Below are 12,600 nucleotides of genomic sequence, written 5' to 3'. Positions count from 1 at the left end.
ATGCGGATGTTGGCCACTTCGCGTTCGACGTCGGCAGCCAGTTCGCTGCGGCCGCTGCTGACCAGTTTGTCCCGTGCCAGGGACAATTTACCCAGGTGCTGCGATGCGGTGAGTAGTGGCGTCAGGTAGGCCGCATTGCCACTGGCGTAGTGGTTGAGCTGATCGAGACTGGCACCCAGTTCGCGCTCGGCTTGCAGCAGCAAGGCCTGCGGATCGCCGGCCAGTTTGCCGGCGGCCAGCAGGTCGGTTTTGCTGAACGCTTCAAGGGTCGACAGGCTGGGGCGCAATGTCTCGGCCAAGGCCGGTGGCAATTCGCCGAGTTCTTTTTGCAGGTTGTCGATGCCTTGGGCGGCACTGCTCAGGCGCAATGCATCGCCGCTGGCGAGGTAATCCTCGACACTGCGGGCCACTTCATTCTGAAACTGCTGCGACAGGCCCAGGTAGCGCTCCATTAATAGATACGGACGCTCAAGGGCTTTCTGCGACCACCACAGCGTAGCGCCGAGGGCCATGCACACGGCCACCAGAAGGAGGGTATTGAGATTGGTCAGCAGCTTCAGGCGCATTACGGACTACCAATGACAGAAATGGTAAGTGCCTGAAGTTATTGCGTTTCTGTTACAGGGTTATGACTGTATCGGTCGATTCCGATAAAAAAGTGGCACTTTGCCTTGGTGTGCGAGCGGCCTGTATTTGATTGCGTCCGCCATGTTTGGCCCGATACAGCGCATCATCTGCCTGACTGGCCATCATCAGGCTGTCGGAGTTTTCGTATAACTCCACCAACCCGGCGCTGAAGGTGCACCACAGATCCTGAGGTTGCGCGGGGTAGTGAATCTCGGCAAAACGCTGTCGGATTTCATCGAGCACGTTGTAGGCCGCTTCGATATCGGTGTCCGGCATGACAATGGCGAACTCTTCACCACCGTAGCGGCCAATGAAGTCGGTTTTGCGCAGGCGCTGCTTGAGAAACAGCGCCAGGCTCTTGATCACCCGGTCGCCCATGGGGTGGCCGTGGCTGTCGTTGACCCGTTTGAAATGGTCGATGTCGAGCATGGCAAAGCTCAGCGGCTTGCTTTCGCGGCGGGCGCGGAACGAGCAGTCTTCGAGCAATTGCAGGATATGCGTGTGGTTGTACAGGCCGGTGAGACTGTCGCGGACCATCCGTGCCTTGAGGTTGCGGGCTCGCGCCGCGCGGTTGCGCACGGTGGTGATCAGGTGCCGGGGCTTGATTGGTTTGGTCAGGAAGTCATCGCCGCCCTCGCTCATGGCGTCAAGCTGCTTGTCCAGGTCGTCTTCGGCCGACAGGTAAATGATCGGCACGCTGACATAGCGGTCGTTATGGCGAATGACCTTGGCCAGTTCCGTACCGGTGCAGGCCGGCATGTACATGTCGAGGATGATCAGGTCCGGCTGGAAATCCGCCAGTTCGGCCATGGCCTGGATCGGCTCAATGAGCGTACGGGTGACGATCCCGGCACTGTTGAGCAGGCGCTCGGTGTGCAAGGCCTGGGCGCGGGAGTCGTCGATGATCAGCACTTTATACGGTTCGTACTGGGCAACGCAGGTCAGGACTTCGATCTTCTCCAGCAGGCTCGACGCTTCGAGGGTGCCGGTGAGGAACTCCTGGCCGCCGGCACGCACGGCGGCCAGGCGGGTCGGGGTGTCGGTTTCGTGCAGGCTGAAAAACAGCAGCGGCAAGCGATGGTCCAGGCCTTCCTGGGCTTCGGCGGCCAGTTTCAGACCGACTCCGGCGCCACTGAAATCCACGTCCATGACAATCGCCGCTGGCAAGCGCTCGACCATCGATGAGCGAAACGCATCTACGCTGTCCAGGGACTGGGCACTGAGCCCGAAGAATTCCAGTTGTTTGGCCAGGCGCTCGGCGCGGCCGTGATCCTGCAGCATCACATAGACGGGCTTGCGCAGCGGTGGCAGGAAGGTTTGATCGAGTTGGTCGCCATGGCGCAGGCCGGTACGTGACAGGCGCTGCATCAAGCGATTGAGGTCGGTGATCAGGCCGCTGCTCAGGCGTCCGCGATTGGCGTCGACCGCCTCCAGGGACTGCCCGATGTGGCGTGCCAATTGCGTGTGTTCCGGTTGTTCGAAGCGCTCGGCGAAACGCAGCAGACGCAGATTGGCCTCGCTCAATTGCGAAAGGTCGGCGGTGGACCACTCACTGCGTTGCAGGCGCTGCCATATCTCAAGAATCTGACGAGCCTGATGAATTACCCGCTGGGCAAAGTGGTGCTTGAGGCGCTCGCGGCTGGGGTCTTCTGGCTCGGTCATATCCTGACTACTAGTTAGGGTGCACACTGAGGTCGACTGGTGGCTCTATGCTAGCACCACTTTTCCATTACATGAGTGCTGTACGTCAATAATCTGCAATGTGGCTTCATTCAATTTGTGACCGATCGGTCTGATTCCGGGCTGTTTAGTCGCCGTGTGCGGAGGTGAAGTGCCGTGAATCAGGGCGCTTGACGGGCGCAGGGCGGCAATCGGCGGGTGACAGGCCATTGGCCATTCACGGCTGTCTGAGCGGTGCGGACCGATCCGTTTTTATTGGCTTCAGGGGGTCAGGGATTCCCTTGGGGCGTGTCATCCAAACCATTAGGAGGATTTCGACGGCAACACAGTCATCGGGTGGGCAGGAACTCTTTTCATCCTCAAGACCGGTAATTTTCCGCATCGGTGCGATGGCGGGTGCCGGGCCAAGGCACGTTGTTGTATGGTTGTGGTCGAACCGTTGACCTCAAGAGCTTGAAAGGAAATCGCCATGCTGGACTGGAAGAACCGCACAGGCAGTGCGCCTGAACGTGCCGCTGAACCGAAGTCGGAGACCCGCAGTTACCTGGGCGGTCTGTTGTTCAGCCGGGCGCTGGCCACTTTGCTGGGCATCTACCTGTTGGTGGCGAGTGTCCTGGGCTGGTACTGGAGCCAGGAGCCGGCGCTGTTCCCGGTCCAGCAGACCGCTCAACTGGCGGCCGAGAAAGAAGGCAAGCAGATGGTCGTCGGCTACACCACGGTGGAAACCCTGAAGACCGTCGCCGGCACCTTGCTGACCAAGCCGGGCGGCTATATTTCCAACGACCGATTCCCGCCAGGCCTGTGGATGGACAACATGCCGAGCTGGGAATACGGCGTGCTGGTGCAGGTCCGCGACCTGAGCCGGGCAATGCGTAAAGACTTCGCCCGTTCGCAGTCGCAGTCCGCCGAAGACGCCGACCTGGCCAAGGCCGAGCCGCGTTTCAACTTCGACAACAAGAGCTGGGTGCTGCCGTCCAGCGAGTCCGAATATCAGGAAGGCATCAACTCCCTGAGCCGCTATCAGGCGCGCCTGTCCGATCCGAACCAGAAGAGCGCGCTGTTCTATGCCCGCGCCGATAACCTGAACAACTGGCTGGGTGATGTCGGCACCCGTCTGGGTTCGCTGTCGCAACGACTGTCGGCCAGTGTGGGCCGGGTCAAGCTCAACACCGCGTTGAAAACCGAGGTGGTAGCACCAGGCGTGGCGCCGCAGGTCGACGAAGAAATCGTTGAAACCCCATGGTTGCAAATCGATAACGTGTTCTACGAAGCCCGCGGTCAGGCCTGGGCCTTGTCGCATTTGCTGCGCGCCATCGAAGTCGACTTTGCCGATGTGCTGGCCAAGAAGAACGCCACCGTCAGCGTGCGCCAGATCATTCGTGAACTGGAGGCGTCGCAGGAGCCGGTATGGAGCCCGATGATCCTCAACGGCAGTGGCTTCGGCGTACTGGCCAACCATTCGCTGGTCATGGCCAATTACATTTCCCGGGCCAACGCCGCAGTGATCGATTTGCGTCAATTGCTCAATCAGGGCTGAGTCATGGTCGATAACGCCAGAGAAGCCGCGCACCGCGCGGCTTCCGATGCCGAACAGATCGCCTGGGTCGACGAGCAGGACAACCTGCTCGGCGCCCTGGTCCGTTCCGACTTGCGCGAGCGCGGGCTGATCGGGCGTGGCACCTACATCATGTTGTTCAATTCCGCTGGCGAGTTGTGCGTGCATCGCCGCACGCTGAGCAAGGCGATCTATCCCGGTTACTGGGACGTTGCGGCGGGCGGCATGGTGCTCGCCAGTGAGACCTACGCCGAGTCGGCGGCTCGGGAGCTGGAGGAAGAACTGGGAGTGAGTGGCGTGGAACTGACCGCTCATGACCACTTTTTCTTCGAGGACACCGGCAATCGCCTGTGGTGTTCGGCGTTCTCGGCGGTGTGGGACGGCCCGTTGATCCTGCAACCGGAAGAGGTGCTGGAAGCGCGCTTTATTCCCATTGATCAGGTCATGCTGGAAATCGGACAAAAGCCTTATTGCCCGGACTCTCTGGCCGCGTTGAAGCGCTATTTGCGCTCACGTGGCGAAGACGTCGCAAAAGAGGCATAAATTGGCGCCGATTGGCTCTTAGCAATCGGCGTTTTTGCCGTTACACTGCGCGACTTTTCAAACTGAACCGGTATTGCTGGTTATTGCTGTAGGAGCGAGCTTGCTCGCGATGGACGTCAACGATAACGCGGGCATCCAGAATGAACGCATCGTCTTTGAGTTCATCGTCGGAGCGCCGCCCGGAGCAAGCTCGCTCCTACAGTGAAGTGAATGTTGTACCGTTTCAGTAGCGCTGCCCCTGCCTGAGTGGGGCTTCGCGGTCGATAGCCTTCCCAAGTGCTGCGACCAGTCTTTGTCCTCCGAAGAGGATTGCCGGTGGCCAAAAAAGCCGCATCCTTCGCCGCCCTGGGCGGCCTGGTATTTTCCACCGACGCAGGTCGTCATTGCCCGGAATGCAGTAAACCGGTGGACGCCTGCATCTGCAAACAGACCGTTATCCCTGCCGGCGACGGCATCGCACGCGTGCGTCGCGAAAGCAAGGGCCGTGGTGGCAAGACGGTGACCACCATCACCGGCGTGCCGTTGGCTGAAGATGCGCTCAAGGACCTCGCCACGACGTTGAAGAAACGTTGCGGTACCGGTGGGGCGCTGAAAGACGGTGTCATCGAAATCCAGGGCGATCATGTCGAGCTACTCTTGGCAGAACTGATCAAGCTCGGTTTCAAAGCGAAGAAGTCCGGCGGCTAGCAGCCTCTGTGAAAACCACCCACGGCTTGATCCAGTCCCGATTCATTCTGGTCTGGCGTCGTCTCCATGGTTTTCACAGAGCCTGTTCATGACTGGTTTCTAAACTCACTGCGGTCAGCGAGGTCTACCCCCTCGTTGACGAACCGTCATTTTCATACTTTAGACTGCGCCGGCCTGAACCCAGGCGACGCTCTATGACTTCTTTATAGGGGACTTCGATGTCCGTACGACGCACACGCAAAGACGATGGCAGCCAATGGACAGTTGCGGACAGCCGCAGTGTTTACGGGATTCGCCATTGGGGGGCCGGGTATTTCGCGATCAATGACGCCGGTCGCGTCGAAGTTCGTCCGAACGGCCCGACCAGTTCGCCTATCGACCTGTTCGAGCAAGTCGACCAACTGCGCAAAAGCGGTTTGTCCTTGCCATTGCTGGTGCGTTTCCCAGACATCCTGCAAGACCGCGTGCGTCAGCTGACCGGTGCGTTCGACGCCAACATCGAGCGCCTGGAATATCAGAGCAAGTACACCGCGCTGTACCCGATCAAGGTTAACCAGCAGGAAGCGGTGATTGAAAACATCATTGCTACCCAGAACGTTTCCATCGGTCTGGAAGCCGGTTCCAAACCGGAACTGCTGGCGGTACTGGCATTGGCGCCGAAGGGCGGCACCATCGTCTGCAACGGTTACAAGGACCGCGAGTTCATCCGTCTGGCGCTGATGGGCCAGAAGCTCGGCCACAACGTGTTCATCGTGATCGAGAAAGAATCCGAAGTCGGTCTGGTGATCGAAGAAGCGGCGGCGCTCAAGGTCAAGCCGCAGGTCGGCTTGCGCGTGCGTCTGTCGTCCCTGGCGTCGAGCAAGTGGGCAGACACCGGCGGCGAGAAATCCAAGTTCGGCCTCTCGGCGGCGCAGTTGCTGTCGGTGGTCGAGCGTTTCCGCGCTGCCGGTCTGGATCAGGGCATTCGCCTGCTGCACTTCCACATGGGCTCACAGATCGCCAACCTGGCGGACTACCAGCACGGCTTCAAGGAAGCGATCCGTTATTACGGCGAGTTGCGCAACCTTGGCCTGCCGGTGGATCACATCGACGTCGGCGGCGGTCTGGGCGTGGACTACGACGGCACGCACTCGCGTAACGCCAGTTCGATCAACTACGACATGGACGATTACGCCGGCGTCGTGGTCGGGATGCTCAAGGAATTCTGCGACGCGCAGAGCCTGCCGCACCCGAACATCTTCTCCGAAAGCGGCCGCTCCCTGACCGCCCACCATGCCATGCTGGTGGTACAGGTGACCGACGTCGAGAAACACCACGACGACGTGCCGAAGATCGATAACAAGGAAGAGCTGCCGGAAACCGTGCAGTGGCTGGTTGACCTGCTAGGCCCGACCGACATCGAAATGGTCACCGAGACTTACTGGCGCGCCACGCACTACATGAGCGACGTGGCCGCTCAATACGCCGATGGCAAGCTGACCCTGGCGCAAAAAGCCCTGGCCGAGCAGTGCTACTTTGCCGTGTGCCGCCGCCTGCACAATTCGCTGAAGGCTCGCCAGCGTTCCCACCGTCAGGTGCTCGACGAACTCAACGACAAGCTGGCTGACAAGTACATCTGCAACTTCTCGGTATTCCAGAGCCTGCCGGACACCTGGGCCATCGGCCAGGTCCTGCCGATCCTGCCACTGCACCGTCTCGACGAAGAGCCGCTGCGCCGTGCCGTGCTGCAAGACCTGACCTGCGACTCCGACGGCAAGATCAAGCAGTACGTCGATGAGCAGAGCATCGAGACCAGCTTGCCGGTGCACGGTCTGAATGAAGGTGAAGACTATCTGCTGGGGATCTTCCTGGTGGGCGCCTACCAGGAAATTCTTGGTGACATGCACAACCTGTTCGGTGACACCGACTCGGTGAATATCTACCAGAACGCCGACGGTAGCGTGTACCACGCTGGTATCGAAACCCACGACACCATCGAAGACATGCTGCGTTACGTGCACTTGTCGCCGGAGGAACTGATGACTCACTACCGCGACAAGTGTGCCAGTGCCCGCATCAGCGCCACCGAGCGCACACAGTTCCTCGATGCCTTGCGTCTGGGGCTGACCCGTTCGTCTTACCTGTCTTCCTGAGGTAAGCACCACGCTCATCAGGTTGTCTGAAAATTTTCCGTTTGCCGCGGAGATTTCAGATGACCTGGTGCGGCAATTCTCCTATTCCAGGCGAAATTTCCCGCGTTCTCGGCCACCCAAAGCATTTGGTCTCCTTTTCGCGTAGGTTATTTCCTAATTTGTATTTCGGCACTCTACTCGGCCATGTCTCTCAGCGAGAATCCCCGGCCGCCCCTCCTGTAGAGAAACGCCGATGTTCAATCCAGTCAGCGAACCGTCATTTCGTCTGGATGTAGCAGGTCTGCCCGACTCCTTTGAGGTCCTGGCCTTTACCGGTAAAGAGGCCATCAGCGAGCCGTTCGTGTTCGACCTGGACCTGCTGATCGATGACCCGGTACTTGACCTTGCCAGTTTGCTGTACCGCCCGGCCTCGTTGCATTTCGGACCCGCTGGAAGCTACGTGCATGGACAATTGCATGAACTCGTCCAGCGTGATCATGCCTCGGGACCCCGGCTCTGCCAGGTGCGTCTGGGGCCAAAACTGGCTTGCCTGGCCCAGCGCTTCAGCCAACGAATTTTCAGCGCCCTTTCAGTGCCGCAAATCCTCGACCGGGTGCTCAAGGAGCACGGCATTACCGGCAAAGATCGACGCCTGGCGCTGAGCGGCGAATACCCGCCCCGGGATTTCTGCACGCAATATCGAGAGTCGGACCTGCAGTTTCTCCAGCGACTGTGCGCCCAGGAACGGCTTCACTACCACTTCGAACACCGGGCCCGCGGGCACTGTGTGGTGTTTGGGGATGATCATCAGCATTTTCCAACCGGCGAACCTGCGGTATTGCGCAGCGAGGGCGATCGGCCGGCGGTGCGGCAGTTCGAACGTCAGCACTGCGGTGGGACAGCGGCGCAGAGTGCCGAATGCCGGACAGACCTGGTGACCTTGCGCAGCGGTCGGCTGATGCCGCTGTCCGGTCATCCGGTTGCCGAATGCAATCGCCTCTGGTTGCTGACCCACGTTGAGCATTGGGGCAGTCAGGATACGGCGACGCCTTACCGCAATCAGGCCCGTGCCCTGCAGTGGCCGACACCCTTCACGCCGCCCTGTGTGACGGTCAAGCCACAAATGCATAGCCTGCAACGGGCGTGGGTCGTCGAGATCGACGAACCAAGCCCCGACCCGGCAAGGCCGGTACCGGTGCAGTTCGACTGGCTTTATCAGGGCGAAGGGGCTGCGCCCAGCCATTGCTGGTTACCCCTGGCCAGGCAACTGCAGGCATCGACGTTCTTGCCATTGCGGGAAGGGACTGAGCTGGTCGTGGGGTTTGTCGAGGGCGATCCCGATCAACCGCAGATAACCGGGCTGCTGCATGCGCCGGCAACGGTCGAAATGACGGACGCTGGCACCCCCCAGCCCGGCTGCGCCCCTGATGAGGGCCTGGAGCAATGGTTGCGGTCGGGAGAGCCATTGCTGGTGTTGTGCCTGCTGCCCGGCGGTGGCAGTTTCAACCATTGCGCACAGGCGTTGTGCACCTGTCGTCTGGCGGCGCAGCTTGGCCAGAGCTCTGGAGCATGATCGCCACACGCACGCCCCAGGCACCCCCGCAGTGGCTGTTGCTGGATGTGCCGGGCACGCCGCAGGCGGGTGTCACACTTCGGCAGATGTTTGCACAAGCCCGGTGCTTCGGGTTGTTCGAGGGTACGGAGTGGCATGCGCTGCATGAGCAGGGACCGGTCCTGGTCGATCTGCGCACCTGCCCGGCACTGGCCGATTTATGCATCGTCGACGGACAACGCTGGCCCGGATTGCTGATGGTCAGCGAGGCCAGCGCCGCGTCGTTGCTGGCGCATTTACGGCGCATGCTCACGGTCACGCTTGGCCTGCACCGGGCTCTTTTGAGCTACTACAACCCGATCACGGCGAGCTATTTCTTCGATGCCTGCGATGCCGTTGAACTGAGTCGCTGGCTCGGGCCCATCAACCAGTTGCGCTGGTTCGGTGGCAGCTGGGCCGACCGCGCGATGAGCTGTGAGGGCTGGCAGCGCTTGTCCAACCCGGGGCTGGCGGTCAGCCCGTTGGCAGTCGAGGAGAACCTCAGCGCCGGGCAACAGGAAAAGCTGCAAACCTGCTTGCTCGAGCAGCAGGCCTGGCGCTGGAGCCAATCCACCGGTGCCGATTTCTCCCGCCTGTGGGCCCATGTGCAAGAAGGGGTGGCGTTGGGTTTCAGTGAGCGCCCGGTGCTTGATGGCTGGATATGGCTGCGCTTGCAGTATCCCGACGCCGAGCCCGTGCAGCCGTTGCCGGGGCGGACTCAACAGGAACGCCTCGATAGCCTGCGTCACTTGTGGCAGAACGATCCACCCTGGTCATGAGGTCGCCCCGTTCAGTGAGTGCTGCCAGCGAACCAGCCATCGTGACGGCGCAGGCGCCAGGCAATCACGCCTAGGGTCAGACTGCGCAGCAGCATGAACACCAGAAAGGTTATCCACAGGCCATGGTTGCCCCCGCCTTGCAGTGCCCAGCCGAATGGCAGCACCAGCGCTACGGTCAGCAGCATGCCGTTGCGCATTTCCCTGGCACGGGTGGCGCCGATGAACAGGCCGTCGAGCAGGTAACTCCAGACGGCAATCAGCGGCAGTACGGCGAGGTAGGGCAGGTAGATGAACGCGGTGTCGCGCACACTTTGAATGTCGGTCTGCATCTCGATGAATAGATGCCCGGCGCATAGAAACAGCGCAGCAAAGCCCAGGCTTGCCAGCAACGACCAGCCGCCGGCCACCACCAATGAGCGGCGCAGGGCATCGCGATTGCGGGCGCCAAGCGCATGCCCGCACAGGGCTTCGACGGCGTGGGCCAGGCCATCGAGGGCATGGGCGGTCAGCAGCAAGCCATTGAGCAGCAGGGCATTGGCAGCGACCGTGGCATCGCCCAACCGCGCGCCTTGCACCGTGATCAGGAAAAACACCGATTGCAGCGCCAGGCTGCGGATGAAGATGTCGCGGTTGACCGCCAGCAATGGCCGCCAACTCTGCCACAGCGCCAATGCCGCCCAGACGATATGCCCAGGGTAGGCGCGCAGGGCTTTGCGGGTCATCAGCAAACCGATCAGTGCCCCTGTCCATTCGGCAATCACCGAGGCCCGGGCTGCACCGACCACGCCCCATTCCAGGCCGAGGACGAACCACAGGTTCAGGGCAATGTTGACCAGGTTGGTGCTCAGCAGAATCGCCAGCGGCGCCCGGGCATTCTGGGTGCCGAGAAACCAGCCGACCAGTGCATAGCTGGCGAGCGCCGCCGGCAGGCCAAACAGGCGGGTGTGGAAGAACTCTCGGGTCAGTTGATCGAGCTCAGCCGACGGTTGCATGAAGTGCAACGCGATCCCGCTCAGTGGCACGCCCACCGCACCCAACACCACGGCCAGGCCGATGGCGAGCAGCAGGCCTTGTAATAGAATCTGCCGCAAGGCCGCACCATCCCCGCGCCCCGCCGCCTGGGCGGCGAACCCGGTGGAGCCCATGCGCAGAAAACCCATGGCCCAGGCAAGGAAGGTGTACAGACTGGCCCCGACCGCGACGGCACCGAGTTGATGGGCGTGGGGCAGGTGACCGATGACGGTGCTGTCGACCAGGGCCACCAGCGGGACGGAAATGTTCGAAAGAATCATTGGTGCGGCGAGTGCCCAGACCCGGCGATGGGTAGGGCGGTCGCGCCAGTCGGCGGTCAGGTTGGACATGCAGGCTCCTTGGGAGCAGGCATTGTAGCGGCACATTCCGGATATGCCGCGCTCCAATGTAGGAGCAGGCTTGCCAGCGAAGGCGTCCGCAAGTGCGATGCAATATTGGAGGACGCCTTCGCCGGAAAGCCGGCTCCTACAGGAATTGATGGTGTCAGTGGATGATCCAGCTGAGCAACCACAACCCCAGCATCAACCAGATGATCCCCATGATGAACGACGCATTGAGAAAGGCGCGGATCGCCGACCACAGCAGTATCAGCCCGAGGAGCAAGGTCACGATGCTGATGACCGAGGTATCCATGCCCAGCGCCTGGGACAGGCCTTCGACAAAATTGCTGCTGGCGTTGCTCAACAGATTGAACAGCCCGCTGAGGGCATCAACGATGAAGCGGATGATCGAGCCGAGTACCTGGCCGAGCCATTCGGAGAAACCTTCTACCTGCATGGAGTGAACGTCCTGATTAAAGAGAATTGAGTCTTGGGCTGTCGATCATGCTGCCAAGCCCCCACAAGCATAGAGGGTTGCACAGGTGAGCATGCAACTTCTGCCCCTTGCCTTCACCTGTGATCCCCCCGAAGCTATACGCCTTCAGGAGAGCCCGATGAACCTTGTTGAACTGACCGAACGCCTGCACGCCATCCGTGACCGCAATGACTGGCGGCAATTTCACAGCCCGAAAAACCTGGCCATGGCCGCGAGCGTGGAAATGTCCGAGCTGGTGGAGATTTTCCAGTGGCTGACCGAAGACCAGTCACGCCAGTTGCCGGCGGACAAACTTGCCCACGCCGGGCAGGAAGTCGGTGACATTGTGCTTTATCTGTTGCTGTTGTGCAGTGAGCTGGGCCTGGACATGGATGCCGTGGTGCGCAGCAAACTGGCGGACAGCGAACGGAGGTTCAGCTGATGAGCGACCGTCATTTCGACCAACTGGCGACCCGTTTCGCCGAAAAAATTTACGGCGGTGCCAAAGGTGCGATCCGTCTGGCAGTGTTGCAGGCCGATCTGGCCGAAACCTTGCCCGACCGGCCGCTGCGCGTTCTGGACATCGGCGCCGGCCTTGGCCATATGTCGTTGTGGCTGGCCCAACGCGGCCATCAGGTGACCCTCGCCGAGCCGGCCGAACCGATGCTCGAAGGCGCCCGCCAGCGTTTTGCCGAAGCCGGGCAGAGCGCCACGTTCATTCAGGCACCCTGGCAGGAACTGCTCGGGCAGCTCACCGAACCCTACGACCTGGTGCTATGCCACGCCGTGCTGGAATGGCTGGCCGAACCCCACGCCATCCTGCCGGTGCTGCATCAGCTGACCAAGGCGGACGGCTGGCTGTCCCTGGCGTTCTACAACCGCGACGCGCTGATTTATCGCAACTTGCTCAAGGGCCATTTCCGCAAGATGCGCAAGAACGACATGGCCGGCGAAAAGCAGAGCCTGACCCCGCAGCAGCCCCTTGATCCGCGCGAGCTGGCGGCGCAACTTGAAGGCCTGTGGCAGGTCGAAATACAGAGTGGAGTGCGGGTTTTTCACGATTACATGCCGGTGGAATTCCAGGCCCGTGCCGAGTTGGTGGACCTGCTGGAAATGGAGCTGGCCCACCGCCGTCATCCAAGCTTTGCCGGGCTTGGGCGTTACCTGCACTGGATCTGTCGGCCTGTCTGATCGGAGCAC

General features: G+C 60.9%; 11 protein-coding genes. 8 read left to right on the top strand and 3 right to left on the bottom strand.

The genetic code is table 11. The features are described 5' to 3' along the window. Positions 1 to 618: 618 nt before the first annotated feature. Complete coding sequence (gene gcbA, locus KW849_RS19585; RefSeq protein WP_218430909.1) at positions 619 to 2,289, bottom strand: diguanylate cyclase GcbA; 1,671 nt, start codon at positions 2,287 to 2,289, stop codon at positions 619 to 621. A 487-nt stretch (positions 2,290 to 2,776) separates the two neighbouring features. Here gcbA and KW849_RS19580 point away from each other — a divergent pair, with 487 nt between their 5' ends. The 6 genes from KW849_RS19580 to KW849_RS19555 all read left to right on the top strand — a co-directional run bounded on the left by KW849_RS19580 (position 2,777) and on the right by KW849_RS19555 (position 9,573). Next, positions 2,777 to 3,844, top strand: coding sequence for a DUF2333 family protein (locus KW849_RS19580; RefSeq protein WP_108219840.1), 1,068 nt, complete (start codon positions 2,777 to 2,779; stop codon positions 3,842 to 3,844). Between the two features lie 3 nt (positions 3,845 to 3,847). Further along, positions 3,848 to 4,405 carry an NUDIX hydrolase gene (locus KW849_RS19575; protein ID WP_218430908.1) on the top strand — a complete coding sequence of 186 codons (558 nt, stop codon included), beginning with the start codon at positions 3,848 to 3,850 and terminating at the stop codon, positions 4,403 to 4,405. Between the two features lie 315 nt (positions 4,406 to 4,720). Continuing rightward, positions 4,721 to 5,092, top strand: a complete 372-nt coding sequence (locus KW849_RS19570) for a translation initiation factor Sui1 (RefSeq protein ID WP_008053936.1) — start codon at positions 4,721 to 4,723, stop codon at positions 5,090 to 5,092. Between the two features lie 218 nt (positions 5,093 to 5,310). After that, on the top strand, positions 5,311 to 7,224 hold the full coding sequence (gene speA, locus KW849_RS19565; protein WP_218430907.1) for an arginine decarboxylase: 1,914 nt from the start codon (positions 5,311 to 5,313) through the stop codon (positions 7,222 to 7,224). A 232-nt stretch (positions 7,225 to 7,456) separates the two neighbouring features. Further along, on the top strand, positions 7,457 to 8,776 hold the full coding sequence (locus KW849_RS19560) for a type VI secretion system Vgr family protein (RefSeq protein ID WP_218430906.1): 1,320 nt from the start codon (positions 7,457 to 7,459) through the stop codon (positions 8,774 to 8,776). Beyond that, a complete protein-coding gene (locus KW849_RS19555; protein ID WP_218430905.1) occupies positions 8,773 to 9,573 on the top strand; it encodes a DUF4123 domain-containing protein in 801 nt (266 codons plus the stop codon). Before KW849_RS19560 ends, KW849_RS19555 begins: the two co-directional genes overlap by 4 nt. Before the next feature lie 11 nt (positions 9,574 to 9,584). Here KW849_RS19555 and KW849_RS19550 read toward each other — a convergent pair whose 3' ends face one another. Together KW849_RS19550 and KW849_RS19545 are read right to left on the bottom strand one after the other, a co-directional pair. Next, positions 9,585 to 10,934, bottom strand: a complete 1,350-nt coding sequence (locus KW849_RS19550) for an MATE family efflux transporter (protein WP_218430904.1) — start codon at positions 10,932 to 10,934, stop codon at positions 9,585 to 9,587. Positions 10,935 to 11,088: 154 nt separating this feature from the next. After that, positions 11,089 to 11,382 (bottom strand): hypothetical protein, encoded by a 294-nt coding sequence (locus KW849_RS19545; RefSeq protein WP_218430903.1) that lies wholly within the window; start codon positions 11,380 to 11,382, stop codon positions 11,089 to 11,091. A gap of 157 nt (positions 11,383 to 11,539) precedes the next feature. On the opposite strand from KW849_RS19545, the gene KW849_RS19540 reads away from it, so the two are divergent. After that, entirely contained in the window at positions 11,540 to 11,842 is a 303-nt protein-coding gene (locus KW849_RS19540) for a MazG-like family protein (protein ID WP_085727452.1), read from the top strand. Then, on the top strand, positions 11,842 to 12,591 hold the full coding sequence (locus tag KW849_RS19535) for a methyltransferase domain-containing protein (protein WP_218430902.1): 750 nt from the start codon (positions 11,842 to 11,844) through the stop codon (positions 12,589 to 12,591). Before KW849_RS19540 ends, KW849_RS19535 begins: the two co-directional genes overlap by 1 nt. The last annotated feature ends 9 nt before the right edge of the window (positions 12,592 to 12,600 follow it).

It is taken from the genome of Pseudomonas sp. PDM26 (assembly GCF_019219185.1).
In the GTDB taxonomy this organism is placed as follows: Bacteria; Pseudomonadota; Gammaproteobacteria; order Pseudomonadales; family Pseudomonadaceae; genus Aquipseudomonas.
The sequence above is the reverse complement of the archived record's forward strand: the minus strand, read 5'-3'. Positions and strand labels throughout refer to the sequence as shown.

Bases quoted from the DNA above. Each gene is read 5' to 3' on its own strand.
- gcbA (WP_218430909.1), bottom strand. From the start codon at position 2,289: ATGACCGAGCCAGAAGACCCCAGCCGCGAGCGCCTCAAGCACCACTTT.
- KW849_RS19580 (WP_108219840.1), top strand. From the start codon at position 2,777: ATGCTGGACTGGAAGAACCGCACAGGCAGTGCGCCTGAACGTGCCGCT.
- KW849_RS19575 (WP_218430908.1), top strand. From the start codon at position 3,848: ATGGTCGATAACGCCAGAGAAGCCGCGCACCGCGCGGCTTCCGATGCC.
- speA (WP_218430907.1), top strand. From the start codon at position 5,311: ATGTCCGTACGACGCACACGCAAAGACGATGGCAGCCAATGGACAGTT.
- KW849_RS19560 (WP_218430906.1), top strand. From the start codon at position 7,457: ATGTTCAATCCAGTCAGCGAACCGTCATTTCGTCTGGATGTAGCAGGT.
- KW849_RS19555 (WP_218430905.1), top strand. From the start codon at position 8,773: ATGATCGCCACACGCACGCCCCAGGCACCCCCGCAGTGGCTGTTGCTG.
- KW849_RS19550 (WP_218430904.1), bottom strand. From the start codon at position 10,934: ATGTCCAACCTGACCGCCGACTGGCGCGACCGCCCTACCCATCGCCGG.
- KW849_RS19545 (WP_218430903.1), bottom strand. From the start codon at position 11,382: ATGCAGGTAGAAGGTTTCTCCGAATGGCTCGGCCAGGTACTCGGCTCG.
- KW849_RS19540 (WP_085727452.1), top strand. From the start codon at position 11,540: ATGAACCTTGTTGAACTGACCGAACGCCTGCACGCCATCCGTGACCGC.
- KW849_RS19535 (WP_218430902.1), top strand. From the start codon at position 11,842: ATGAGCGACCGTCATTTCGACCAACTGGCGACCCGTTTCGCCGAAAAA.